This window comes from Streptomyces sp. BPTC-684 (assembly GCF_030028635.1).
In the GTDB taxonomy this organism is placed as follows: domain Bacteria; phylum Actinomycetota; class Actinomycetes; order Streptomycetales; family Streptomycetaceae; genus Streptomyces; species Streptomyces noboritoensis.
Genome location: NZ_CP124863.1, coordinates 2146854 through 2171372, shown reverse-complemented (window position 1 = coordinate 2171372; position 24519 = coordinate 2146854). Strand labels below are relative to the sequence as shown.

Below are 24519 nucleotides of genomic sequence, written 5' to 3'. Positions count from 1 at the left end.
TGACGGTAGCAGCCGGGGGCGGCCGGGGACGGACGCCGTGCCCCCGGCGCCGTGGCCGTAGGCTGTTCGCGTGCTCTTGCTCGCCGTTGATACCGCCACCCCCGCCGTGACCGTCGCCCTGCACGACGGCACGGACGTCGTCGCCCAGACCAGCCGGGTGGACGCCCGGCGCCACGGGGAGCTGCTGCTGCCCGCCGTCCACCAGGTGCTCGGGGACGCCGGGCTCACGCTCGACGCCGTCACGGACCTGGTCGTCGGGGTCGGCCCCGGCCCGTACACGGGACTGCGCGTCGGCCTGGTGACGGCCGCGACCTTCGGCTCGGCGCTCGGGGTGCCCGTCCACGGCCTGTGCACGCTCGACGGCCTCGCCTACGCCTCCGGCATCGAGGAGCCGTTCGTCGTCGCCACCGACGCGCGCCGCAAAGAGGTCTACTGGGCCCGCTACGACGACTTCCGCACCCGGGTGAGCGAGCCGTCCGTCGACCGGCCCGCCGACATCGCCGAGCAGGTCGCCGGGGTGCCGGTGGTCGGCGCGGGCGCGGGCCTGTACCCGGAGGTGTTCCCGGACGCGCGCGGCCCCGAGCACCAGTCGGCGGCGGCGCTGGCCTCGCTGGCGGCGGAGAAGCTCGCGGCGGGCGCGGAGTTCCTGGCGCCGGTGCCGCTGTACCTGCGCCGCCCGGACGCGCAGGTGCCCAAGAACTACAAGGTGGTCACCCCCCAGTGAGCGTGGTGCTCCGCGAGATGCGCTGGTGGGACATAGAACCGGTGCTCGCGCTCGAACACGAGCTGTTCCCCGAGGACGCCTGGTCGGCGGGGATGTTCTGGTCGGAGCTCGCGCACGCCAGGGGGCCGGGCGCCACCCGGCGCTATGTGGTCGCCGAGGACGAGTCGGGCCGGCTGGTCGGCTACGCGGGCCTCGCGGCCGCGGGCGGCCTCGGTGACGTCCAGACCATCGCCGCGGCCCGCGACCAGTGGGGCACGGGCCTGGGCGCCCGGCTCCTGACCGACCTGCTCAAGCACGCCACCGCCTTCGAGTGCGACGAGGTCCTGCTCGAAGTGCGGGTGGACAACACCCGGGCCCAGAAGCTCTACGAGCGCTTCGGCTTCGAGCCGATCGGATTCCGGCGGGGCTACTACCAGCCGGGCAACGTCGACGCGCTCGTGATGCGCCTGATCGTCCAGGAACACGACCGAGGAACAGAAGAGACTGACTGATGGCTGACGAACCGCTGGTACTCGGCATCGAGACCTCCTGCGACGAGACCGGCGTCGGCATCGTGCGCGGCACGACGCTGCTCGCCGACGCCGTCGCGTCCAGCGTGGACACCCACGCCCGGTTCGGCGGCGTGGTGCCCGAGATCGCCTCGCGCGCGCACCTGGAGGCGATGGTCCCCACCATCGAGCGCGCCCTGAAGACGGCCGGGATCTCCGCCAGGGACCTCGACGGCATCGCGGTGACGGCGGGCCCGGGCCTGGCGGGCGCGCTGCTCGTCGGCGTCTCGGCCGCCAAGGCGTACGCGTACGCCCTGAACAAGCCGCTGTACGGCGTGAACCACCTGGCCTCGCACATCTGCGTCGACCAGCTGGAGCACGGGCCGCTGCCCGAGCCCACGATGGCGCTGCTGGTCAGCGGCGGCCACTCCTCGCTGCTGCTCGCGCCCGACATCACCGCGGACGTCCGCCCGATGGGCGCGACGATCGACGACGCGGCGGGCGAGGCGTTCGACAAGATCGCGCGCGTGCTCGACCTGGGCTTCCCGGGCGGCCCGGTGATCGATCGGCTCGCCAAGGAGGGCGACCCGAAGGCGATCGCGTTCCCGCGCGGACTGAGCGGCTCGCGCGACCCGGCGTACGACTTCTCCTTCTCGGGGCTGAAGACGGCCGTGGCCCGCTGGATCGAGGCGAAGCGGAACGCGGGCGAGGAGGTGCCGGTGCGGGACGTGGCCGCCTCCTTCCAGGAGGCCGTGGTCGACGTCCTGACCCGCAAGGCCGTCCGGGCCTGCAAGGACGAGGGCGTGGACCACCTGATGATCGGCGGCGGCGTCGCGGCCAACTCGCGGCTGCGGGCGCTCGCCCAGGAGCGGTGCGAGAAGGCGGGCATCCGGCTGCGGGTGCCGCGGCCCGGGCTGTGCACGGACAACGGGGCGATGGTGGCGGCGCTCGGCGCGGAGATGGTGGCGCGCAACCGGCCCGCCTCGGACCTGGACCTGTCGGCGGACTCCTCGCTGCCGGTGACGGACCCGCACGTGCCGGGCACGGGCCACGACCACGACCACGTGCACGAGGTCAGCAAGGAGAACCTGTACCCGTGACGGTCGCCCTGATGTGGGAGGCGCGGGCGGTCCAGGGCCGCGGCGGGGAGCTCCTCGCCTGGGCCCGGGCCCAGCCGCTGCCGTACGCGCCGGTGCGCCGGGAGGTCTTCGCGGCGCCCCAGGACCGGGTGCTCGTGATCACCTGGTGGGAGGCGGCGTACGACGCGGAGCTGCCCGAACTGCCCGAGCCGGACGGCGAGTTGGTGACCCGGGCCGTGCACCGCTGGCGCTTCGAGTCACTCGGGGTGGAACCTCCGGCCTGAATTCTGCATCGATCTGTACGCAGAGGGCGTATCGGTCGGCGGTTCGGGGTTGGTTCACACAGTGGGTAAGAAGAGCGCGGCAGCGGCGGCACTGGTTCTGTCCGGGGTGCTGCTCGCCACGGGCTGCTCGTCGTCGGACGGCTCCGGCGGCGGCCCGGCCAGGACCGGCGGCAGCGGTACGGCGCCGACGCCCTCCGCGCCTGCCTCCGGCCCGGCCCAGGGCGCCGAGGACGGCGCCGCGAGCGCGGCCGCGTACCGGAAGTGGGGCCTCAAGCCGCTGCCCGCCGCTCCGGCGCCGCCCGCGCGCAAGCCGGTGCAGGCGAAGCCGGGCGAGGTCCCGGTGATCAGCGACATCCCCACGAAGGAGAAGGTCGTCTTCGTGACCTTCGACGACGGGGCCGAGAAGGACCCCAAGTTCGTGGAGATGATGCGGGACCTGAAGATCCCCTTCACGATGTTCCTCACCGACGCGGCGATCAGCGCTGACAAGGGCTACTTCAAGCCGCTCCAGCAGCTCGGCAACGCGATCCAGAACCACACGTTGACGCACCCCAACATGCGGACCGAGAGCGGCGCCCAGCAGCAGCACCAGATATGCGGCCAGCAGGAGAAGCTGACCAAGGAGTACGGCAAGGCGCCCCGGCTCTTCCGGCCGCCGTACGGCAACTGGAACGAGGGCACGCGCGCGGCGGCCAAGGCGTGCGGGATCCAGTCGATCGTGCTGTGGCGCGAGTCGATGCAGATCCAGAACATGCAGTACCAGCGCGGCGACAAGAAGCTCCACCCCGGCGACATCATCCTGGCCCACTTCCGGGGCAAGAGCGAGCTCAAGGGCCACACGATGACCGAGATGACGGCGAACATGCTCCGCCACATCCAGGAGCAGGGCTTCGCGGTGGCGCGCCTGGAGGACTACGTCTAGAAAAAAAGTGGGGCGGATTTCCTCCCGCCGTGTCGAATCCGGGCCGGGCCGTTCGACGTAAGGGTGAGAGGCGGGGAAACGGCCCCGCAGCCACGGGGAACGGCCCCGCCGCCACCCTTCCGGACTTCCGGACGTTCCGAGGAGAACACCATGCCGCGCTACCTGTCGATGGTCCGCATCAACGAGGCCGACGCCCCCGCCGAGGGCCCCAGCCCCGAGCTGATGGAGCGGATGGGCAACCTGATCGAGGAGATGACCAAGGCCGGGGTGCTGCTCGACACCGCCGGGCTCGCCCCCACCGCCCAGGGCACCAGGGTCACCTGGTCCGGCGGGAAGCTCTCGACGACCGACGGCCCGTTCACCGAGTCGAAGGAGGTCGTCGGCGGCTACGCGCTCATGCAGTGCAAGGACAAGGCCGAGGCGATCGAGTGGACCAAGCGGTTCCTGACGATCCACGAGGAGCACTGGACGGTCACCTCCGAGCTCCGGGAGATCGTCGAGGGCTGAGAGCCTGTCGGCGAACCCCCGCCTGCCAGACGCCGCCCGGCCCGCCCTTCGGGCGGACGACGGGGGTTCGCCGACAGGCTCTGAGGCCGCGTCCCCGGCCCGGCGCCGATTGCCGCCGGGCCGCGCGGGTGCTCTCATGACTGCCCGTGAGCACAGAAAAGGACGCGGTCGAGGCCGTCTTCCGGATCGAGTCCCCGCGCGTCATCGCCGCCGTCGCCCGGATCGTCCGCGACGTCGGCATCGCCGAGGAACTGGCGCAGGACGCGCTGGTCGCCGCCCTGGAGCGGTGGCCCGAGACGGGGGTACCGGACAACCCGGGCGCCTGGCTCACGGCCACCGCCAGGCACCGGGCCGTCGACCTGGTGCGCCGCCGCGAGACGTACGCACGCAAGCTCGCCGAGATCGGCCGCGACCTCGACGAGGCCGTGGCGGAACCGGAGTTCGCGGCCGCCGAGGACCCGGACGCGATCGACGACGACCTGCTCCGGCTGATCTTCACCGCCTGCCACCCGGTGCTCTCCACCGAGGCGCGCATCGCCCTGACGCTGCGGCTGCTCGGCGGGCTGACGACGGACGAGATCGCCCGCGCCTTCCTCGCCCAGGAGCCGACGGTCGCCCAGCGGATCTCCCGCGCCAAGCGGTCGCTGGCCAGGGCGGGGGTGCCGTTCGAGGTGCCGTACGGGCCGGAGCGCGCCGAACGGCTCGCGTCCGTCCTGGAGGTCATCTACCTGGTCTTCAACGAGGGGTACGCGGCGACGGCCGGCGACGACCTGGTGCGCCCGGCGCTGTGCGAGGACGCGCTGCGACTGGTACGGGTGCTGGCCGGGCTGATGCCCGAGGAGCCCGAGGTCCACGCGCTGGCCGCGCTCCTGGAGATCCAGGCGTCGCGCACCAACGCGCGCACGGACGCGACGGGCGCCCCCGTGCTGCTCGCCGACCAGAACCGCTCCCGCTGGAACCGGCTGCTGATCCGGCGCGGCTTCGCGGCGCTGACCCGCGCGGGCGAACTCGGCGGCGCGCCCGGCCCGTACGCGCTCCAGGCCGCCATCGCCGCCTGTCACGCGCGGGCCGCCTCGTACGAGGAGACCGACTGGGCGGCGATCGCCGCGCTCTACCGGCGGCTCGCGGCGATCGCCCCCTCCCCGGTGGTGGAGCTGAACCGGGCGGTCGCGGTGTCGATGGCCGAGGGCCCCGGGGCGGGCCTGGCGATCGTGGACGCCCTCGCCGCCGACCCGGCCCTGCGCGCCTACCACCTGCTGCCGAGCGTCCGGGGCGACCTGCTCGAACGCCTCGGGCGTACGGAGGAGGCCCGCGCGGAGTTCACCCGCGCGGCGGAGCTGACGCGCAACGAACGCGAGCGGGAGCTGCTGCGGGCGCGTGCGGCGGGCTGAGGTCCGGGCGGCGGACGCGGGCCCGGCGATGAGTTTCCCGTACGGCCCCGGTCTACCTTCCGGACCCGACGGCAGCCGCGCCGGAGGGCCGGTCGAGAGGGAGGCAGCACCCATGTCCGCTCAGAAGATCACGACGTTCCTGTGGTTCGAGGACAAGGCCGAGGAGGCCGCGCGGTTCTACGTCTCCGTCTTCGGCGGGGACTCGCGGATCGTCGAGACCACGCGGTACCCGGAGGCCGTCCCGAACCAGGGCGGCTCGGTGATGACGGTCGTCTTCGAGCTGGCCGGCCAGCAGTACACGGCGCTCAACGGCGGCAAGCAGAACTGGTCCTTCAACGAGTCCATCTCGCTCTCCGTCGACTGCGGGTCCCAGGAGGAGGTCGACGACCTCTGGGCCAAGCTGACCGCCGACGGCGGCGAGCCGGGGCCGTGCGGCTGGCTGAAGGACAAGTACGGCCTGTCCTGGCAGATCGTGCCGCGCTATCTGAGCGAGAGGATCAGCGCGGACGAGGACCGGGCGGCGGTGAACCGGATGGTGGGCGCGATGATGAAGATGGGGAAGCTGGACGTGGCGGCGCTGAAGGCGGCGTACGAGGGGGAGTGAGGGCCGCTCACGGCCGGTGGAGCAGCTCCACCACACCGGCCAGGTCCTCGTCGCCGTGCCCGTCCGCGACGCGGCGGCGCATCAGGTCGAAGAGCGGGGCGAGCAGTTCGGTGCTCACGCCCTGGGCGCGGCCGAGGCCTTCGAGCGTGTCCTGGGCGACGACCTGCATGGCGAGGTTGGACCCGGTCGACGCGTACGTGCCCTTGGCGGTCTGGGCCGCCATCTGAGGCAGGACGCCCGTCATGGCGTGCAGCCACGGGACGAGCAGCGCGGTCGTGAACTCCTCCACGTCCGCGCCCGCCGACCGCACCAGCGCCGCCGACTGGAGGAACCCGGCGAACATCCCGTACATGCCGGTCAGCATGGCCAGGTCGTGCAGCGGGGCGCGGCCCGCGTCCTCGCCGAGGTGGACCGCGCGGCCGAACACCTCCAGCACCTCGCGGTGCGCCTCGAAGGCGGGCGTGGAGCCGCTGTAGAGCACGAGCGCCTCCGGGCGGCCGATCATCGCGGGGACGGCCATGATGCCGCCGTCGAGGTAATCGGCGCCCAACGCCCGTACCTTGTCGGCCAGTTCGCGGGCCTCGTCGGGCGACCCGTTGGTGAGGTTGACGACGACGCGCCCGCGCAGGGCGTCCCGGGCGGCGTCCACGAGGGCGTGCACATCGGCGTACCCGAGGACGCAGAGGACGACCACGTCGGCGTCCCGGGCTGCCTCGGCGACGCTCCCGGCCCGCAGCGCCCCGCGCTCGACGAGAGGGTCGGCCTTGGCCGGGGTGCGGTTCCAGACGGTGGTGGTGTGCCCGGCGGCGAGGAGGGCGTCGGCGAGGGCGGTGCCCATGGCGCCAAGCCCGACGACGGAAACGGAACTCATGGCGGGGTCTCCTTGGAGGGGGTGGTGGGGTGGGGCGGAATCGCCGTGGGTTCGAGTCTCATAGGACGCGCCGGGGCCGACAAGTACCGACTTTTAAGTGCGTACTTACCGAAAAGTGCGTACGGGTTGGTACGCGGGCGGGGCCCCGGGCAGCCGCCGGTAACCTCGTGCTCATGTCACCCCGCACGCCCCTGCCGCCACCCCCGCCCCCGGTCGAGATCCGTGCCTGGCCCGACCGGAACGCCCTGCTCGCGGACCGCGCGGGCGTCCTGAACGACCTGGTGGCACGGCAGTTGGGGCCGGGGCGGATCGCGGCGCACTGGGGCTGGGCGGTGCTGCTCGCCACCGGCTGGGCGTTCGTGGGGACGGCGGTGATCGCGTTCACCGAGTCGCTGGACGTGCTGTCGATGCTGTTCGGTGTGATCTGCCTGGTGATCGGGTTGGGGGCGGTGGTGCCGACGGCGGTGGCGATGGTGGCGGGCCTGCGCAGGGATGCGAGAATTCGCCAACTGCTTTCCCAATGGGCCGAGTTGGACCGCCACCCGGTGGCGGACTCCGGGCTGCGGGCCCCCGGCCTGAGCCTGGCGTGGCTGCTGCCGGGCGGGCTGATGTGCGCGCTGGGCCTGTTCGTGTGCGTGACGGTCCCGGCGGCGGCGCGGCCGGGCGACGACACGTACGGCACGGTGGTCCTGACGATGGGCCTGGGCCTGGTGTGCTGGCTGACGGGCCTGATCGCCGTCACCAAGGCGCTGGCCCACCGCCGCTGGGCCCTACGACTCCTGCCGCCCGCGCACCTATCCTGAACGCACGTGCGTACGCCGCACGGTCTCAGGGGGAAAGGCGACAAAATGGAATGGTACTGGTGGGTCCTCATAGTCTTCTGGATGGGAGGCTTCGGCTGGGCGGCCGACACGGGCCGCACGGCCCTGCGCACCCGCCACGAGCGCAAGCTCGAACGCCTTGAGGCGGCCAAGCGGGAGCGCCTCGCCCTTGAGGCGGCCAACCGCCCCCCGGAGCCGGTCTGCGGCTGCACCCACCACCTCGCCAAGCACGACAAGCGGGGCAAGTGCCACGAGCGCGTCGAGGTCCCGACCGCGTGGGACGAGTCCAAGCACCCGGTCCGCTACGAGTCGGGCCAGTGCAACTGCCAGCAGTACGTGGGGCCGCAGCCGCTGTCCCAGGTGTTCGCCGAGGAGCTTACGGACTTGGCGTAGAAGGGGGATCGCTCCCCAGGGTGCCGCCGGGGGCGGCCGTGAGTGACCGCTGTGTGCGGTCGCGCGGGGGTCACTCCCGTGCTGCCGGCCGTCCGATCAGCATCGTCGGGGCCCCCGCCACCCGCGTCAGGAACACCGTCGCCGAGGCCCGTCCCTGGAGCTTCATCTTGCGGCGCAGTTCCTCCGGTTCGACCGCCGAGCCGCGCTTCTTGACCGTGAGGACGCCGACCCCGCGCTCCCGCAGCAGGGCCTTCAGCTTCTTCATGTTGAAGGGGAGTTCGTCGGTGATCTCGTACGCGGTGGTGAACGGCGACTCGTACGGCTCGTCGCTCGTCACGTACGCGATGGTCTCGTCGACGAGGCGGCCGTCGCACGCCGCGACGATCTCGGCGACGAGGTGGGCGCGGATGACGGCGCCGTCCGGCTCGTGCAGATAGCGGCCGACCGGGCCGACCGGCGGTGCCGGGAGCGGTGCGGAGGTCCACAGGGTGGCCTCGGCGGGCAGGAGCGTGGCGCGGACCGAGCCGGGCGTGCGGGTGTGCAGGGGGGCGTGCGCGCCCCCGAACCACAGCACCGCCTCCTTCACGTCGCCGCCGTCCGAGATCCACTCGGCCTCGGCCTCCGGCGGGACCGACTCGTGGGGGATGCCGGGGGCGATCTTCAGGGCGGCGAAGGGGGCCTTCAGGGCGGCGCCGACCGCCCAGGAGAGGGGAGGCGAATACGCCTCGGGATCGAAGATGCGGCCTCGGCCGCCTCGCCGCGCCGGGTCCACGAACACCGCGTCCCACCCCGACGTGTCCACGTCGGTCACGTCCGCGCACCGCACCTCGATCAGCTCCGTGAGGCCCAGCGCCGCCGCGTTGGCGCGGGCGACCTCCGCCGTCAGCTCGTCGCGGTCCACCGCGAGGACGGAGATGCCCGCCCGGGCGAGCGCCAGCGCGTCGCCGCCGATGCCGCAGCACAGATCGGCCACGCTCCGTACGCCCTGGGCGGCGAAGACCCGGGCGCGGTAGGCGGCCACCGAGGAGCGCGTGGACTGCTCGACGCCGTTGGGCGTGAAGAACATCCGGTACGCGTCGTCCGCGCCGAACTTCGCGACCGCGCGCTGGCGCAGCCGCGCCTGGGCCAGGGCCGCCGAGACCAGCTCGGGTGCGTACGTGCGGCGCAGCCGGGTCGCCACCGCCAGCTCCTGGGACGGGTCGTAGTCGCGGAGCGAGTCCAGCAGGCCCGTGCCCTCGGGGGTGAGCAGGGCGCGGAAGGTGTCGAGGTCGTTCACCCGCCCCATTGTGGGCCAGGCGGGGGACGGTGCGCGTCCGGTGGCGGTGTCGCCTCCGGTATACCGCCCCGCACTGACAGGATGCGGCGGCATGCAGCTTGTACGACAAAAGGAATATTTGAGGCGCATCGGCATGCCGAAGGCGCCGCTCGTTCTGGTGGCCGGGCTCGTCGTCACCGCGCTCGCCTCCGGGTGCGCCGCCGAGGACGCCCGCACCGGCCGGCCCGGCGGCGGCCCGGCCGCCGGGCCGCAGGCGCCGCAGGCCTACGACAGCGACGCCGCCCGCGCGCTCGCCGGCTACTCCGCCCAGCTCAAGGAGGCGCAGGCCGCGCGGGTCGTCGCGGCCAAGAAGTGGAAGCTGGCCAAGGTGCCGCTGGCCGCGCCCGCGCCGCCCGCCGTCAAGCCGAAGATCGCCAATCGGCCCGGCTTCGAGACGGACGGCGGCGACTCGCTGCCGCCCGTCTTCACGACCGTGCCGACCAAGGACCGGATCGTCTTCCTCACCATCGACGACGGGGCCGAGAAGGATCCGGCGCTGCTGCAGATGATGCGGGAACTGCGCATCCCGTACAGCGCGTTCCTCAGCGACTACCTCGTCCGCACCGACTACCCCTACTTCAAGCGGATGCAGGGGCTGGGCGTCACGCTCAACAACCACACGCTCAACCACCGCTATATGCCCGGGCTCTCGTACGAGGAGCAGCGGCACGAGATCTGCGACCAGCAGGACAAGATCGAGAAGTGGGCGGGGAAGCGGCCCCGTCTCTTCCGGCCGCCGTACGGCAACTACAACGAGGACACGCTGCGCGCGGCCCGGTCGTGCGGGGTCAAGGCGGTGCCGCTGTGGGCGGCGGAGGCGTTCCCCGACCACATGGAGTGGCGCGAGTGGGACCGGGATCTGCATCCCGGGGACATCGTGCTCACGCACTTTCGGGGGCGGGAGGACTGGAAGGGGACGATGCCGGAGATGATTCGGCAGGTGATGAGGGTGATTACGGAGAAAGGGTATGCGGTGGCTCGGTTGGAGGACTACGTCTGAGCCCGGCGCGGCATTTTGCCCCACCCCGCCCCTTCCCTAAACCCTCCGGGGGTGGGTGGGGGGTTGAGGTGGCTCTCCTGGGGGCTACGCCCCCAGACCCTTGGGCGGGGCCTGCGGCCCCTGCACCCCGCTTCGGGGCTCCGCCCCGGACCCCGTGCAGGGGGTGGGTGGGTTGCCGGGGGCTGCGCCCCGGACCCGTTTGTCTGCGGGCTGTTTGTGGCTGGTCGCGCAGTTCCCCGCGCCCCTTAAGTGCCGCTGCGCGGCAATCCCCTGGGCGCCCCGGAGGGGCGCTTCCAGGGGCGCGGGGAACTGCGCGAGCAACCCAGCACGGTCCGCAGGCAAACACCGGGTCGATAAGGGGCGCGGGGAACTGCGCGAGCAACCCCCGCCGGCCCGCAGACGAGCCCCGGGCCAAAAGGGGCGCGGGGAACTGCGCGACCAGCCGCCGATCACCCGCAGACGAAGCGCACCGCACCAGCACGCCCCCGCGAGGATCACCCCGCCCGCCGCCTCCCCGCGCTGTCGCTCACCCGGATCAGCAGCGCCACCATCACCCAGTTCGCCACCAGCGACGAACCCCCCTTCGCCAGGAACGGGAGGGCCTTGCCCGTGAGGGGGATCAGGCCCGTCACGCCGCCGACCACCACGAACACCTGGAGGGCGAGCGCCGCCGCCAAGCCCGTCGCCAGCAGCTTGCCGAACGCGTCGTGGGCCGCCAGGGCCGTCCGCAGGCCCCGCTGGACCAGCAGGCCGTACAGCAGGAGCACCGCCATCACCCCGGCCATGCCCAGCTCCTCCCCGACCGTCGTCAGGATGAAGTCGCTGCGGCCCGCGAAGCCGACCAGTTCGGGGTGGCCCTCGCCCAGGCCCGTGCCGGTCATCCCGCCGCTGCCGAAGCTGAAGAGGCCCTGCGCCAGCTGGTCGGAGACCAGGCCCGGCGGGCGCTTCTCCGGTGGCAGGAAGACGTCGAAGGGGTGCAGCCACGCCACGATCCGGCCCTTGACGTGCGGCTCGGTCGAGCCGACCACGTACGCCCCGACCGCCGCCATCAGCACCCCGCACACGATCCAGCTGGTGCGCTCGGTCGCCACGTACAGCATGACCACGAAGAGGCCGAAGAAGATCAGCGACGTGCCCAGGTCGCGTTCGAAGACCAGCACCAGCAGGCTCAGCACCCAGATCGCCACCAGCGGTGCCATCTGGCGGCCCGGCGGCAGCCGGACGCCCAGGACCTTTCGGCCGGTGAGCGCCAGCGAGTCGCGGTGGACCACCAGATAGCCCGCGAAGAACACCGTGATCATGATCTTCACGAACTCGCCGGGCTGGAGCGAGAACGGGCCCAGGAGGATCCAGCGCTTGGCGCCGTACGTGTCCGCGCCGAAGAACGACGGGGCCATCAGGAGGACCAGCGCCACCGCCATCGAGACGTAGATGTAGCGCTGGAGGCGGCGGTGGTCGCGCAGCAGCGCCACCGTCAGCAGACAGCCCGTCAGTCCGATCACCGTCCACACCAGCTGCCCCGACGCGGTGGGCGCCGACTTGAACGCCTTCGCGTACGCCGGGTCGAGCCGGTACAGCAGCACCAGGCCGAGCCCGGACAGGAGCACCGCGAGCGGCAGGATCAGCGGGTCCGCGTACGCCGCGAACCTGCGTACGGTCAGATGCCCGGCCAGCGAGATCAGCGTCATGCTCACCGCGAACTCGGCGGTGGCGCGCGGAATCCCGCCGGTCAGCGCCGCCGAGACGCAGGCGTGGCCGCCGACCGTGACGACCACGACCAGCGCGAGCAGCAGCGCCTCGGTGCGGCGGCGCGCGGACGCCAGCGCCCGCCCCGGCCCGCCCTCGACGGGGGCGTGGCCGAATTCGCCGTCCGTTCCGGGCTCGGCTCCCGTACCCGTACGCATCGTCCTCATCGGCCCGACCCTAAGGACCCTTTCGCCCGGATGGCGAGGGTTCTCCCGAAGAACTCATGTCGCAAAGTCCACAGGGGTGTGGACGAACCGGACAGGTGAATTCTTCGTCGGGACGGATCGGGAGCGGCCCGCGAGGGCCGCCCCGCACCCGTCGGGATTCGGCCGCCACGGCCCGCGGCTTGGCACTCCGCTTGACCGAGTGCTAATCGCCGTCCTAGTCTCGGCTCTGGCACTCCCCATCGGAGAGTGCCAACACAGCGACGGGCAGGTCCGGCACCCGCGACGACGGATCCACCTGGTCGCCACCTCAGACAGTTAACCCCGTGAGATCTCCGAAGGGGGAGGTCGGATCGTGACGACCGCCAGCTCCAAGGTTGCCATCAAGCCGCTCGAGGACCGCATTGTGGTCCAGCCGCTCGACGCCGAGCAGACCACGGCCTCCGGCCTGGTCATTCCGGACACCGCCAAGGAGAAGCCCCAGGAGGGCGTCGTCCTGGCCGTGGGCCCGGGCCGGGTCGAGGACGGCAAGCGCGTCGAGCTCGACGTCGCCGTCGGCGACGTCGTGCTCTACAGCAAGTACGGCGGCACCGAGGTGAAGTACAACGGCGAGGAGTACCTCGTCCTCTCGGCTCGCGACGTGCTCGCGATCATCGAGAAGTAATTCATCTCGAAGCGAATGCTTCTGAGCTGCGCCCCTGGCCACCCCGCTGACAGCCGGGCGGCGAGGGGCGCAGTTTTCGTATCACCGAGTTTCCGAGAGGGCTGAACCGCTCCCATGGCGAAGATCCTGAAGTTCGACGAGGACGCCCGTCGCGCCCTTGAGCGCGGCGTCAACAAGCTTGCCGACACTGTGAAGGTGACGATCGGCCCCAAGGGCCGCAACGTCGTCATCGACAAGAAGTTCGGCGCCCCCACCATCACCAACGACGGTGTCACGATCGCCCGCGAGGTCGAGCTCGACGACCCGTACGAGAACCTGGGCGCCCAGCTCGTGAAGGAGGTGGCGACCAAGACCAACGACATCGCGGGTGACGGCACCACCACCGCCACCGTGCTGGCCCAGGCGCTGGTCCGCGAGGGCCTGCGCAACGTCGCCGCCGGCGCCTCCCCGGCCGCCCTGAAGAAGGGCATCGACGCGGCCGTCAAGGCCGTCTCGGACGAGCTGCTCGCCACCGCGCGCCCGATCGAGGACAAGTCCGACATCGCCGCCGTGGCCGCGCTCTCCGCGCAGGACACCCAGGTCGGCGAGCTCATCGCCGAGGCGATGGACAAGGTCGGCAAGGACGGTGTCATCACCGTCGAGGAGTCCAACACCTTCGGCCTGGAGCTGGAGTTCACCGAGGGCATGGCCTTCGACAAGGGCTACCTCTCCCCGTACATGGTCTCCGACCAGGAGCGTATGGAGGCCGTCCTCGACGACCCGTACATCCTGATCAACCAGGGCAAGATCTCCTCGATCCAGGACCTGCTGCCGCTCCTGGAGAAGGTCATCCAGGCCGGCTCCTCCAAGCCGCTCCTGATCATCGCCGAGGACGTCGAGGGCGAGGCCCTGTCGACCCTGGTCGTCAACAAGATCCGCGGCACGTTCAACGCCGTGGCCGTCAAGGCCCCGGGCTTCGGCGACCGCCGCAAGGCGATGCTCCAGGACATGGCCACCCTCACCGGTGCCACCGTCATCGCCGAGGAGGTCGGCCTCAAGCTCGACCAGGCCGGTCTGGACGTGCTGGGCTCGGCCCGCCGCGTCACGATCACCAAGGACGACACGACCATCGTCGACGGTGGCGGCAGCCACGAGGAAGTCGTCGGTCGCGTCAACCAGATCAAGGCCGAGATCGAGTCCACGGACTCCGACTGGGACCGCGAGAAGCTCCAGGAGCGCCTCGCGAAGCTCGCCGGCGGCGTGTGCGTGATCAAGGTCGGCGCCGCCACCGAGGTGGAGCTGAAGGAGAAGAAGCACCGTCTGGAGGACGCCATCTCCGCGACCCGCGCCGCGGTCGAGGAGGGCATCGTCTCCGGTGGTGGCTCCGCGCTCGTCCACGCCGTCAAGGTCCTGGAGGGCAACCTCGGCCTGGCCGGCGACGAGGCCACGGGTGTCGCGGTCGTCCGCCGCGCCGCCGTCGAGCCGCTGCGCTGGATCGCCGAGAACGCCGGCCTGGAGGGCTACGTCATCACCTCGAAGGTGGCGGAGCTGGAGAAGGGCAACGGCTTCAACGCCGCCACCGGTGAGTACGGCGACCTGGTCAAGGCCGGCGTCATCGACCCGGTCAAGGTGACGCGCTCCGCCCTGGAGAACGCCGCCTCCATCGCCTCCCTGCTGCTCACGACCGAGACCCTGGTCGTCGAGAAGCCGGCCGAGGAAGAGGGCGACGCCGGTCACGGCCACGGTCACGGCCACAGCCACTGACCTGCGGTGACACGCTGACGTCCGACGACGTGTGAAGGCCCCCGCTCCCGGGTGTTTCCGGGAGCGGGGGCCTTCCCTGTTGTCCGTACGCGTCTCAGGCGGCTGTACGTACGTGCCTCAGACGGCGCCGAGCTGCTTCATCAGGCCCAGCGCGTCGTAGTGCCACCAGCCTTCCTTGATCTTGCCGTCCTTGCAGCGGAAGACCGTGGTGCCGGTCATGGTGCACACCTTGCCGGTGGGCGCGATGCCCATGAAGTCGCCCTTGTGGGTGCCGGTCCAGGTCCACAGCGTCACCACGTCGTCGCCCTCGCAGATCTGCCGGTCGAGGGAGAAGGTGAACTCGAACGCGTTCCGCCACGAGCTCACGTCCTGGCGGATGACGTCGGCTCCGACGACGGTCTCCTCGTCCTTGATGATGTCGTGGTCGGTGTAGTCGGCCGCGAACACCTCGTCGACGGCGTCGAGGTTGCCCCCGATGGCGATCTCGTGGAAGAACCGGCGGACGGTTGCGGCGTTCAACTGCTCGTCGCGGACCACGTCGAGGTCGGTGAAGGTGGGCATGCCGTCGCAGAGAGCCACCATCTCCTCGAAGATACGGTTCGTCTCCGGGAGGTTGGAGTTCGCCATGGCCTCGTCGTACGAGGCGAATTCGACGACCTCGACGAAGTGCGACCCGTCGGCGCGGTCCTTGCCGATGAGGCCGCGCGTGGCGGTCCGCTTGCCCTTGGTCTGTTCGACCCAGCGGTCCATGAGCCGGTCCAGGTCGTCGTACCGCTCGGTCTTGAAGTCGATTATCTGTGCGAATTTCATGGCGTCTCCCTCGGCTGTGGTCGGGCTGCGGGCGGGCTGCTGTCCACATGGGAATACGTCCAGTTTAGTGTGATTCGACCAAGCCGGGCCGTTCAGGCCGAGTGGCGCAGGGCCGCCGCGTGGACGGGGTCCGCGAACGGCTTCCCGGCCGCGAACCGCTCCACCTCGTCCAGCGCCAGGTCCGCCATCCGGTGCAGCTCGTTGCCGAGCGAGCCGGCGATGTGCGGGGTGAGCAGCACGTTGGGCAGGTCGTACAACGGGCTCTCGCGGGGCGGGAGTTCGGGCTCGGTGACGTCCAGTACGGCATGGAGGCGGCCGGAGAGGAGCTCGCCGAGCAGGGCGGCCCCGTCCACCAGGGAGCCGCGCGCGGTGTTGACCAGGGTCGCCCCGTCCGGCATCGCGGCGAGCTGACGGGCGCCGATCATGCGCTCGGTGGCCGGGAGCTGCGGTGCGTGGACGGAGACGACGCTGCTGCGGGCGCACAGCTCGCCCAGGTCGACGAGCTCGACGCCCAGCCGGGCCGCCCCGTCTGCGTCGACGTACGGGTCGTGCAGCAGCACCCGGAAGTCGAAGGGGCGCAGCAGTTCGATCACCCGGCGGCCGATCCGGGAGGCGCCGACCAGGCCGACCGTCCGCTGGTAGTTGCCGGTGCCGTCCCCCTCGCGCAGCCAGTCGTGCGGGGCGCGCAGCTCCGCGTACCGCCGGGCCGAGGCCAGGACGCGCTTGCCCGCGAAGAGGATCGCGGCCAGCGTGTACTCGGCGACCGGCAGCGCGTTGGCCGCCGCCGCCGAGGTCACCGCGATGCCCCGCTCCCAGCACGCCTCGGTGATGTGGTGCTTCACCGACCCGGCGGCGTGCACGACGGCCCGCAGCCGGGGCGCCGAGGCCAGCACCTCGGCGGTGAGCGGCGGCGCGCCCCAGCAGGTCAGCAGCACGTCCGCCTCGGCGAGCGCCGCCGCCACGGCCGGTGCGGGCGAGGCGAGTTCGTGGGCGACCAGGTACGGGTCGGTACGGGCGAGCGCGGCGAGGCGGACGCGGTGCCGCTCGGCGAGCAGCCGCTCGGCGATCCCGGGGCCCATGGCGAGGAGGACGGCGGGGCGGTTGTCAGTGGCGTGGCGCATGGTGGAACTCGGGCTCCTCACGGGGGAGTTGTCCATGGGTAACCGGCTGCGCGCGCGTTCCGGCCCGCGCTCACAGATGGCCATGCTGGACGGGACCGCCGGGGGCGGCCCGTCCGCAGGGGACAACCGCCTCACTGAGGGCCGTACTTGCGGCCCGTCCGGGACGTGACGCCGCCCAGGAGACCGCGCGGGGCCAGCTTCACCACACCCATCAGCGCCTTGTAGCGCGGGTCCGGGATCGAGAGCGTCTTCCCGCGCGCGAGGTCGGAGAGCGCCGCCGACACCAGCTTGTCGGGGTCCAGCCACAGCCAGCCGGGGATGTTGTCGGTGCCCATCCCGGCCCGCTGGTGGAACTCCGTCCGTACGAAGCCCGGGCACAGCGCCATCAGCCGCACCCCCGACCCCGCCAGGTCGCGCGCCGCGCCCTGGGTGAACTGCGCGATCCACGCCTTGGACGCGCCGTAGGTCCCGCGCGGCACGAACGCGGCGACCGAGGCGACGTTGACGACCCCGCCGCGCCCGCGCTCGCGCATGCCCTCGGTCGCGGCAGCCGTCAGCCGCAGCACCGCTTCGATGTGCACCTTCAGCATCTTGAGCTCGTCGGCCATGGACACGTCCAGATAACGGCCCTTGTTGGCGAACCCCGCGTTGTTGACCAGCAGGTCGACAGGCTTGCGGGGCTCCGCGAGCCTGTCCTCGACCGCCGCGATGCCGTCCTCCGTGGACAGGTCGGCGGCCAGCACGTCGACCTCCACGCCGTGCCGGTCGTGCAGCTCGGTGGCCTGCTCCCGCAGCCGCTTGCCGTCACGGGCCACCAGCACCAGGTCGTGCCCGTCCCTGGCCAGCCGCCGCGCGAACGCGGCCCCGATTCCCGCCGTCGCTCCCGTAATCAGTGCAGTCGTCATACGCGCACGTTAATGCCCACAGGTGACAGCGGTGTGACGGCCTGTCCGGTCAGGAAGCCCGCCGGGCGGCCTGCTGCTCCATGTACTTGCGTACGGTGTCGTGGGACTCCGGAGGCATCGCCTCGCCCGCCGCCAGGGTGCGCGGCAGCAGCTCCCGTTCGGTGGTGAACGCGCGGAACCAGAACGCCACCGACACCTCGTGCGCGGGCCGGTGGACGACCTCGATCGCGTCGCCCGCGCGGATCTCGCCCTCCTCGATCACCCGGAGGTAGGCACCGGGGGCCTTGGCCTGGGTGAACCGCTTGACCCACCCCCGCTCATCCAGGGCGCCCGCGAACGTACGGCAGGGAATGCGCGCACAGGAGACCTCCACGACCACGTCCGGCCCTATCCGCCAGCGCTCGCCGATCCGGGCGTCGCTGACGTCGATGCCGTACGTGGTGAGGTTCTCGCCGAAGATCCCGCCGGGCAGCTCGCGGCCCAGCTCCTTCTCCCAGACGTCGAGATCCTCGCGCGCGTAGGCGTAGACCGCCTGGTGGTCGCCGCCGTGGTGGCGCTTGTCGCACACGTCGTCGCCCGCGACCCCGCTGGCACCCACGCCCTTGGGGCCGGGCCGGAAGATCCGTACGGGGCCCTCCACCGGGCGCTTGCCGATGCCGGTGAGGCCGCCCTCGGCGTCGGTGTAGTCGACGACCGTGGCGCGCCCCGCGTTCACAGACAGAAGCTTCATGAGCGCACGCTAACCCGAACTGTCTCAAAGCAGCTACTCGATATCCCGCGCGATCTCCAAGCACCCCTTATGCTCGGAGGGTGATCGAGGCCCGCCATCTCCGCGTCCTGCGCGCCGTCGCCGCCACCGGCTCCTTCTCGGCGGCCGCGCGCGAGCTCGGCTGCACCCAGCCCGCCGTCAGCCAGCAGATGAAGGCCCTCGAAACGTCCGCGGGCACCCCGCTGCTCATCCGCACCGGCCGCGAGACCCGGCTCACCCAGGCCGGCGAGGTCCTGGTGCGGCACGCCTCCGGCATCCTCGCGGGCCTCACCGCCGCCGAGGAGGAGGTCGCGGCCATCGCGGGCCTGCGCGCGGGCCGGGTCCGGCTCGTCTCCTTCCCCAGCGGCTCCTCCACCCTGGTGCCCAGCGCACTGGCCGCACTGCGCGCCGCCCACCCCGGCACCCGGGTCTCCCTGGTCGAGGCCGAGCCGCCGCGCTCGGTGGAGATGCTGCGCGAGGGCGACTGCGACATCGCGCTCGCCTTCCGGTACGGGGCGGCCACCGCGGAGGAGTGGGACGACCTGGTCGTACGGCCGCTGCTGATCGACCGCCTGGTCGGGCTCGTCCCCGAAGGGCACCGGCTGGCCGAGAGCGGCACGGTCGACATCCGCGACCTCGCCGACGAGCCGTGGATCGCGGGCTGCCCGCGCTGCCGGCGCCAGCTGGTCGACGTCTGTGAGGAGTCCGGCTTCACCCCGCGCATCGACTTCGCCACGGACGACTACCCGGCGGTGATCGGCCTGGTCGGAGCGGGGCTCGGGGTCGCGGTGCTGCCGGAGCTGGCGATCGCCTCGGTACGCCCGAAGGGCGCCCGTACGGTCACGGTGGAGCCCGCCGTGGAGCGCGAGATCGTCGCGCTCACCCTGCCCGACCTGGCCCGGGTCCCGGCCGTCGCGGCCACCCTGGACCAGCTGGCCGGAGCCGCCGCCCGCAACTGAGCGGCAGCGGGCGGCGACGGGCCGCCGGGCGCACGCCGCCCTCTCCGGTGCCGTGCCGGCTGGCGCAGGAACGTTTCTGCGAATCCGGGCGCTTCCGGCGCTAGCCGTGGCCCCGCTCGCCCACCGCTCCCGCGCTCGCCGCCGTCACCAGCCGGTTGCGCGCCCTGCCCATCAGCTCTTCGCGCTCGTCCTCGGTGAGTCCGCCCCACACGCCGTAGGGCTCGCGCACCGCCAGGGCGTGCGCGGCGCACTGGGCGCGCACCGGGCAGCGCATGCACACCTCTTTCGCCGAGTTCTCGCGCGCACTCCTGGCCGCGCCGCGTTCGCCCTCCGGGTGGAAGAAGAGGGAGCTGTCGACCCCGCGGCATGCGGCGAGGAGCTGCCAGTCCCACAGATCGGCGTTCGGTCCGGGAAGGCGGGAGAAATCTGCCATTGCTCATATCCCCTTGAAGCCGTGCCTGAGGCGGATGGGCCGGGTACCCCGGATCGCTGGGGTGTACCGACGAACGTACATCTACGGTGTAAGTAGATGTAAATATGACTCATTGCGAATCTAGCCACAGACACCAGGAAAAGGGAAGAAAAGCCGCTAAATGGGGCATAGCTCCAAGCGAACGACGGGTGACCCGCGATGCGCGCCCGGCGCACACGGTTCCTCACGTAGAGTGCCGAAGGTGCCCGTCCGACCCGTAACTCTTTCGAGTGACCGTCGTTGAGAGTGCGGAGCGGTTGAGAGAACAAGCGCTCGGGCAGGTGTCCGAGAGCGTCAATCGCACAGGTGACGATACGTAACCAGCCTGGAGGCTCAAGGTGACGCGCATCAGCTGCGGAGGGCGGCCATGACATCCGTCCTCGTCTGCGACGACTCCCCGCTTGCCCGAGAGGCGCTCCGACGTGCGGTGGCGACCGTGCCGGGCGTCGAGCGTGTGACGACGGCGGCCAACGGCGAGGAAGTCCTCCGCCGCTGGGGCGCCGACCGCTCGGACCTCATTCTGATGGACGTACGCATGCCCGGTCTGGGTGGTGTGGAGACCGTCCGGCGGCTGCTGTCCGCCGACCCCGGCGCCCGCATCATCATGCTGACGGTCGCCGAGGACCTCGACGGGGTGGCGCTCGCCGTCGCCGCCGGCGCCCGCGGCTATCTGCACAAGGACGCCTCGCGCGCGGAGCTGCGCGCGACCGTCACCCAGGCGCTCGCCGACCCGACCTGGCGGCTGGCGCCGCGCAGACTGCGTTCGGCCGAGATGGGCGCGGCGCCCACGCTCACCGCGCGCGAGATCCAAGTGCTCGAAGGCATGAGCCACGGCCGGTCCAACGCCGAGATCGGGCGCGAGCTCTTCCTCTCGGAGGACACCGTGAAGACGCACGCCAGGCGGCTGTTCAAGAAACTCGGCGCCTCGGACCGGGCGCACGCGGTGGCACTCGGCTTCCGCTGGGGCCTGGTGCGCTGACCGGCCCGCGGAGCGGTCCGCCGGATCCCCGTCCGTCGTCGGCGGACGGGTCCGTACCCCCGCTCCGTGGAGCGGCGTGTGACGCTTCGCGCGCGATGCCGCATCCTTGAAGGTGTGGAGTTCCTCGGGGACGAGTCGGTCGAGCGGGAGGGGAGGGCGCAGGAGATGACTTCCGGCGCACCTGCTCATAACGCTTCGGTGCACAACTATGGACGCGGTGCCACGGATTCTGCGACGCCGGGGCACCATGGATCGATGCGCGACGACGAGCCAACGGTGATCGGTGCACTCGTTCACCGTGCCGTCGACGGCGACGAACAGGCCACGCACGACCTCCTGGCCCATGTTCACCCGCTCGCGCTGCGCTACTGCCGCACCCGGCTGAACCGTCTGCCGGGTGATGCTCGCCACTTCGTGGAGGACCTCGCGCAGGAGGTCTGCGTCGCCGTGCTCATGGCGCTGCCGCGCTACCGGGACACCGGCAGGCCCTTCGAGGCCTTCGTGTTCGCCATCGCCTCGCACAAGGTCGCCGACCTCCAGCGGGCCGCGATGCGCCACCCGGGTTCCACGGCGGTGCCCTCGGACGAGATGCCCGAGCGGCCCGACGACTCGCTGGGCCCCGAGGAGCGCGCACTGCTCAGCAGCGACGCCGAGTGGGCCAAGAAGCTGCTCGCCAACCTGCCGGAGAACCAGCGCGAACTGCTGGTGCTGCGCGTCGCCGTCGGCCTCACCGCCGAGGAGACCGGCCAGATGCTCGGGATGTCGCCGGGCGCGGTCCGGGTCGCCCAGCACCGGGCGCTCAGCCGTCTGCGGGCGCTCGCCGAGCAGTGACGTTGCGCACCCCGCGAGCCGTGGGGTGCGCCTCGCCGTACCTGGCTGCCCGGCAGGCGTACGGCGACCACGCGCGCGTAGTCGTACGCGTCACGTCCGTGTGAACGTACAAAGAATTCGGTTGATCTTGTTCATGGAATGAGACACCGCGCCAGCCCGTTAGCATGGACATCCGCACCGATCAAGGCCATGGGGAAGGTGTCATGACTGCAAACGTCGACGGAGTGCCCGACAAATTCGCGATGCTCGGGCTGACATACGACGACGTGCTGCTGCTGCCGGGCGCGTCCGACATGGCGCCCGACCAGATCGACACTTCCTCGTACCTCTCGAAGAACGTGAAGGTGAACGTCCCGCTGCTGTCCGCGGCGATGGACAAGGTCACCGAGGCGCGCATGGCCATCGCGATGGCCCGCCAGGGCGGCGCCGGCGTCCTCCACCGCAACCTCTCGATCGAGGACCAGGCCAACCAGGTCGACCTGGTGAAGCGCTCCGAGTCCGGCATGGTGACCGACCCGATCACGGTCCACCCGGACGCGACGCTGCGCGAGGCCGACGAGCTGTGCGCCAAGTTCCGCATCAGCGGCGTCCCGGTCACCGACCCGGCGGGCAAGCTGCTCGGCATCGTCACCAACCGCGACATGGCCTTCGAGTCCGACCGCTCGCGCCAGGTGCGCGAGGTCATGACCCCGATGCCGCTGGTCACCGGCAAGGTCGGCATCTCCGGTGTGGACGCGATGGAGCTGCTGCGCCGCCACAAGATCGAGAAGCTGCCGCTCGTCGACGAGGCCGGCATCCTCAAGGGCCTCATCACGGTCAAGGACTTCGTCAAGGCCGAGCAGTACCCGAACGCGGCCAAGGACAAGGAAGGCCGGCTCGTCGTCGGCGCCGCCGTCGGTGTCGCGGGCGACGCCTACGAGCGCGCCCAGGCGCTGATCGAGGCGGGCGTCGACTTCATCGTCGTCGACACCGCCCACGGCCACTCCCGGCTGGTCGGCGACATGGTCGCCAAGATCAAGTCGAACTCGGCGGGCGTCGACGTCATCGGCGGCAACATCGCCACCCGCGACGGCGCCCAGGCGCTGATCGACGCGGGCGTCGACGGCATCAAGGTCGGCGTCGGCCCCGGCTCCATCTGTACGACCCGTGTCGTCGCCGGCATCGGCGTCCCGCAGGTCACCGCCATCTACGAGGCCTCGCTCGCCGCCAAGGCCGCGGGCGTCCCGGTCATCGGCGACGGCGGCCTGCAGTACTCGGGCGACATCGCCAAGGCCCTGGTCGCGGGCGCCGACACGGTGATGCTCGGCTCGCTCCTGGCGGGCTGCGAGGAGTCCCCGGGCGAGCTGCTCTTCATCAACGGCAAGCAGTTCAAGTCCTACCGGGGCATGGGCTCGCTCGGCGCGATGCAGTCCCGCGGCGACCGCAAGTCCTTCTCCAAGGACCGCTACTTCCAGGAGGGCGTCGCCTCCGACGAGAAGCTGGTCCCCGAGGGCATCGAGGGCCAGGTGCCCTACCGCGGCCCGCTCTCCGCGGTCGTCCACCAGCTGGTCGGCGGCCTGCGCCAGTCGATGTTCTACGTCGGCGGCCGCACGGTCCCGGAGCTTCAGGCGAACGGCCGGTTCGTCCGGATCACCTCGGCGGGCCTCAAGGAGAGCCACCCGCACGACATCCAGATGACGGTCGAGGCGCCGAACTACACCAGGCGCTGACCACGCCCACGCGCGCGTGGACCGAGTGAGGGGCGGCCCCGGTTTCCCGGGGCCGCCCCTCGCCCGTATGTCGGGGACACACATGTCGGGGATACTGGGACCGCAGACGTAGAGGGAAAGGCCCACACAACGTGACTGAGATCGAGATCGGGCGCGGCAAGCGCGGCCGCAGGGCGTACGCGTTCGACGACATCGCCATCGTCCCGAGCCGGCGCACCCGGGACCCGAAGGAGGTCTCGATCGCCTGGCAGATCGACGCCTACCGGTTCGAGCTGCCGTTCCTGGCCGCCCCGATGGACTCCGTCGTGTCGCCGCAGACCGCGATCCGCATCGGTGAGCTCGGCGGTCTGGGCGTGCTGAACCTCGAAGGCCTGTGGACCCGGTACGAGGACCCGCAGCCGCTGCTCGACGAGATCGACCAGCTGGACGAGGCCGCCGCGACCCGCCGCCTCCAGGAGATCTACGCGGCCCCGATCAAGGAAGAGCTGATCGGGCAGCGCATCAAGGAGGTGCGCGACTCCGGTGTGGTCACCGCGGCCGCCCTCTCGCCGCAGCGCACGGCCCAGTTCTCCAAGGCCGTCGTGGACGCGGGCGTCGACATCTTCGTCATCCGCGGCACCACCGTCTCGGCGGAGCACGTCTCCGGCGCGGCCGAGCCGCTCAACCTCAAGCAGTTCATCTACGAGCTGGACGTCCCGGTGATCGTCGGCGGCTGCGCCACGTACACCGCGGCCCTGCACCTGATGCGCACCGGCGCGGCCGGCGTCCTGGTGGGCTTCGGCGGCGGCGCCGCGCACACCACGCGCAACGTGCTCGGCATCCAGGTCCCGATGGCCACCGCCGTCGCCGACGTGGCCGCGGCCCGCCGCGACTACATGGACGAGTCCGGCGGCCGGTACGTGCACGTGATCGCGGACGGCGGCGTCGGCTGGTCCGGCGACCTGCCCAAGGCGATCGCCTGCGGCGCCGACGCCGTGATGATGGGCTCCCCGCTGGCCCGCGCCACGGACGCGCCCGGCAAGGGCCACCACTGGGGCATGGAGGCCGTCCACGAGGACGTGCCGCGCGGCAAGCTGGTCGACCTGGGCATCGTGGGCACCACCGAGGAGATCCTCACCGGCCCGTCGCACATCCCGGACGGCTCGATGAACTTCTTCGGCGCCCTGCGCCGCTCGATGGCCACCACCGGCTACAGCGAGCTCAAGGAGTTCCAGCGCGTCGAGGTGACGGTGGCGGACGCGCAGCACAAGCGCTGACGCCCCCTACGTA

Annotated in this window: 25 protein-coding genes and 1 pseudogene; 18 read left to right on the top strand and 8 right to left on the bottom strand. The window is 71.6% G+C overall.

The features are described 5' to 3' along the window. The first annotated feature begins 70 nt into the window (after positions 1 to 70). From tsaB to QIY60_RS09585, 8 genes are all read left to right on the top strand, one after another. Entirely contained in the window at positions 71 to 724 is a 654-nt protein-coding gene (gene tsaB / locus QIY60_RS09620; protein WP_283142042.1) for a tRNA (adenosine(37)-N6)-threonylcarbamoyltransferase complex dimerization subunit type 1 TsaB, read from the top strand. A 17-nt stretch (positions 725 to 741) separates the two neighbouring features. Continuing rightward, positions 742 to 1215, top strand: a complete 474-nt coding sequence (gene rimI / locus QIY60_RS09615) for a ribosomal protein S18-alanine N-acetyltransferase (protein ID WP_283145879.1) — start codon at positions 742 to 744, stop codon at positions 1213 to 1215. Next, positions 1215 to 2312 carry a tRNA (adenosine(37)-N6)-threonylcarbamoyltransferase complex transferase subunit TsaD gene (gene tsaD / locus QIY60_RS09610; RefSeq protein ID WP_283142041.1) on the top strand — a complete coding sequence of 366 codons (1098 nt, stop codon included), beginning with the start codon at positions 1215 to 1217 and terminating at the stop codon, positions 2310 to 2312. The genes rimI and tsaD overlap by 1 nt, the downstream gene beginning before the upstream one ends. Next, positions 2309 to 2575: a hypothetical protein gene (locus QIY60_RS09605; protein WP_283142040.1), complete on the top strand. Its 267-nt coding sequence runs from the start codon at positions 2309 to 2311 to the stop codon at positions 2573 to 2575. Before tsaD ends, QIY60_RS09605 begins: the two co-directional genes overlap by 4 nt. A 61-nt stretch (positions 2576 to 2636) precedes the next feature. Then, entirely contained in the window at positions 2637 to 3497 is an 861-nt protein-coding gene (locus QIY60_RS09600; protein WP_283142039.1) for a polysaccharide deacetylase family protein, read from the top strand. A 150-nt stretch (positions 3498 to 3647) separates the two neighbouring features. Continuing rightward, positions 3648 to 4004: a YciI family protein gene (locus QIY60_RS09595; RefSeq protein ID WP_283142038.1), complete on the top strand. Its 357-nt coding sequence runs from the start codon at positions 3648 to 3650 to the stop codon at positions 4002 to 4004. A gap of 140 nt (positions 4005 to 4144) precedes the next feature. Next, entirely contained in the window at positions 4145 to 5395 is a 1251-nt protein-coding gene (locus QIY60_RS09590; protein WP_283145878.1) for an RNA polymerase sigma factor, read from the top strand. 112 nt (positions 5396 to 5507) lie between these two features. Next, positions 5508 to 5999 carry a VOC family protein gene (locus QIY60_RS09585; RefSeq protein ID WP_283142037.1) on the top strand — a complete coding sequence of 164 codons (492 nt, stop codon included), beginning with the start codon at positions 5508 to 5510 and terminating at the stop codon, positions 5997 to 5999. Between the two features lie 7 nt (positions 6000 to 6006). Here the strand turns inward: QIY60_RS09585 and QIY60_RS09580 are convergent. Next, a pseudogene (locus QIY60_RS09580) lies at positions 6007 to 6876 on the bottom strand (NAD(P)-binding domain-containing protein); the annotation flags it as partial. 167 nt (positions 6877 to 7043) lie between these two features. Between QIY60_RS09580 and QIY60_RS09575 the strand changes: the two are divergent. Both QIY60_RS09575 and QIY60_RS09570 read left to right on the top strand, forming a co-directional pair. After that, positions 7044 to 7673 (top strand): hypothetical protein, encoded by a 630-nt coding sequence (locus QIY60_RS09575; protein ID WP_283142036.1) that lies wholly within the window; start codon positions 7044 to 7046, stop codon positions 7671 to 7673. Positions 7674 to 7718: 45 nt separating this feature from the next. After that, positions 7719 to 8084: a hypothetical protein gene (locus QIY60_RS09570; protein WP_283142035.1), complete on the top strand. Its 366-nt coding sequence runs from the start codon at positions 7719 to 7721 to the stop codon at positions 8082 to 8084. A 70-nt stretch (positions 8085 to 8154) separates the two neighbouring features. Here QIY60_RS09570 and QIY60_RS09565 read toward each other — a convergent pair whose 3' ends face one another. After that, entirely contained in the window at positions 8155 to 9360 is a 1206-nt protein-coding gene (locus QIY60_RS09565; RefSeq protein WP_349253911.1) for a class I SAM-dependent methyltransferase, read from the bottom strand. 133 nt (positions 9361 to 9493) lie between these two features. Here QIY60_RS09565 and QIY60_RS09560 point away from each other — a divergent pair, with 133 nt between their 5' ends. Beyond that, positions 9494 to 10399 (top strand): polysaccharide deacetylase family protein, encoded by a 906-nt coding sequence (locus QIY60_RS09560; RefSeq protein WP_283142033.1) that lies wholly within the window; start codon positions 9494 to 9496, stop codon positions 10397 to 10399. A gap of 494 nt (positions 10400 to 10893) precedes the next feature. On the opposite strand, the gene QIY60_RS09555 is transcribed toward QIY60_RS09560, so the two are convergent. Continuing rightward, complete coding sequence (locus tag QIY60_RS09555; RefSeq protein WP_283142032.1) at positions 10894 to 12312, bottom strand: FtsW/RodA/SpoVE family cell cycle protein; 1419 nt, start codon at positions 12310 to 12312, stop codon at positions 10894 to 10896. Positions 12313 to 12664: 352 nt separating this feature from the next. Between QIY60_RS09555 and groES the strand changes: the two genes are divergently transcribed. Then, positions 12665 to 12973 carry a co-chaperone GroES gene (gene groES / locus QIY60_RS09550; RefSeq protein WP_101389639.1) on the top strand — a complete coding sequence of 103 codons (309 nt, stop codon included), beginning with the start codon at positions 12665 to 12667 and terminating at the stop codon, positions 12971 to 12973. Positions 12974 to 13087: 114 nt separating this feature from the next. Next, complete coding sequence (gene groL / locus QIY60_RS09545; RefSeq protein WP_283142031.1) at positions 13088 to 14716, top strand: chaperonin GroEL; 1629 nt, start codon at positions 13088 to 13090, stop codon at positions 14714 to 14716. Positions 14717 to 14833: 117 nt separating this feature from the next. Here groL and QIY60_RS09540 read toward each other — a convergent pair whose 3' ends face one another. The 4 genes from QIY60_RS09540 to QIY60_RS09525 all read right to left on the bottom strand — a co-directional run bounded on the left by QIY60_RS09540 (position 14834) and on the right by QIY60_RS09525 (position 18282). Then, positions 14834 to 15526, bottom strand: coding sequence for an ester cyclase (locus QIY60_RS09540; protein ID WP_283142030.1), 693 nt, complete (start codon positions 15524 to 15526; stop codon positions 14834 to 14836). Between the two features lie 92 nt (positions 15527 to 15618). Continuing rightward, a complete protein-coding gene (locus tag QIY60_RS09535) occupies positions 15619 to 16647 on the bottom strand; it encodes a hydroxyacid dehydrogenase (protein ID WP_283142029.1) in 1029 nt (342 codons plus the stop codon). 131 nt (positions 16648 to 16778) lie between these two features. Next, the gene (locus QIY60_RS09530) at positions 16779 to 17552 is read right to left on the bottom strand and encodes an SDR family oxidoreductase (protein ID WP_283142028.1); all 774 of its coding nucleotides are present in this window, start codon (positions 17550 to 17552) and stop codon (positions 16779 to 16781) included. A 49-nt stretch (positions 17553 to 17601) separates the two neighbouring features. Beyond that, the gene (locus tag QIY60_RS09525; protein WP_283142027.1) at positions 17602 to 18282 is read right to left on the bottom strand and encodes an MOSC domain-containing protein; all 681 of its coding nucleotides are present in this window, start codon (positions 18280 to 18282) and stop codon (positions 17602 to 17604) included. Positions 18283 to 18362: 80 nt separating this feature from the next. On the opposite strand from QIY60_RS09525, the gene QIY60_RS09520 reads away from it, so the two are divergent. Beyond that, positions 18363 to 19259 (top strand): LysR family transcriptional regulator, encoded by an 897-nt coding sequence (locus QIY60_RS09520; RefSeq protein ID WP_190092252.1) that lies wholly within the window; start codon positions 18363 to 18365, stop codon positions 19257 to 19259. A gap of 100 nt (positions 19260 to 19359) precedes the next feature. Here QIY60_RS09520 and QIY60_RS09515 read toward each other — a convergent pair whose 3' ends face one another. Continuing rightward, positions 19360 to 19692, bottom strand: coding sequence for a WhiB family transcriptional regulator (locus QIY60_RS09515; RefSeq protein WP_283142026.1), 333 nt, complete (start codon positions 19690 to 19692; stop codon positions 19360 to 19362). A 406-nt stretch (positions 19693 to 20098) separates the two neighbouring features. Here QIY60_RS09515 and QIY60_RS09510 point away from each other — a divergent pair, with 406 nt between their 5' ends. The 4 genes from QIY60_RS09510 (at position 20099) to QIY60_RS09495 (ending at position 24506) form a co-directional block, all read left to right on the top strand. Next, positions 20099 to 20710, top strand: coding sequence for a response regulator transcription factor (locus QIY60_RS09510; protein ID WP_003948568.1), 612 nt, complete (start codon positions 20099 to 20101; stop codon positions 20708 to 20710). 255 nt (positions 20711 to 20965) lie between these two features. Further along, complete coding sequence (locus QIY60_RS09505; protein WP_067163238.1) at positions 20966 to 21541, top strand: sigma-70 family RNA polymerase sigma factor; 576 nt, start codon at positions 20966 to 20968, stop codon at positions 21539 to 21541. A gap of 203 nt (positions 21542 to 21744) precedes the next feature. Beyond that, positions 21745 to 23250, top strand: a complete 1506-nt coding sequence (guaB, locus tag QIY60_RS09500) for an IMP dehydrogenase (protein ID WP_283142025.1) — start codon at positions 21745 to 21747, stop codon at positions 23248 to 23250. A 131-nt stretch (positions 23251 to 23381) separates the two neighbouring features. Then, on the top strand, positions 23382 to 24506 hold the full coding sequence (locus QIY60_RS09495; protein WP_067163242.1) for a GuaB3 family IMP dehydrogenase-related protein: 1125 nt from the start codon (positions 23382 to 23384) through the stop codon (positions 24504 to 24506). The last annotated feature ends 13 nt before the right edge of the window (positions 24507 to 24519 follow it).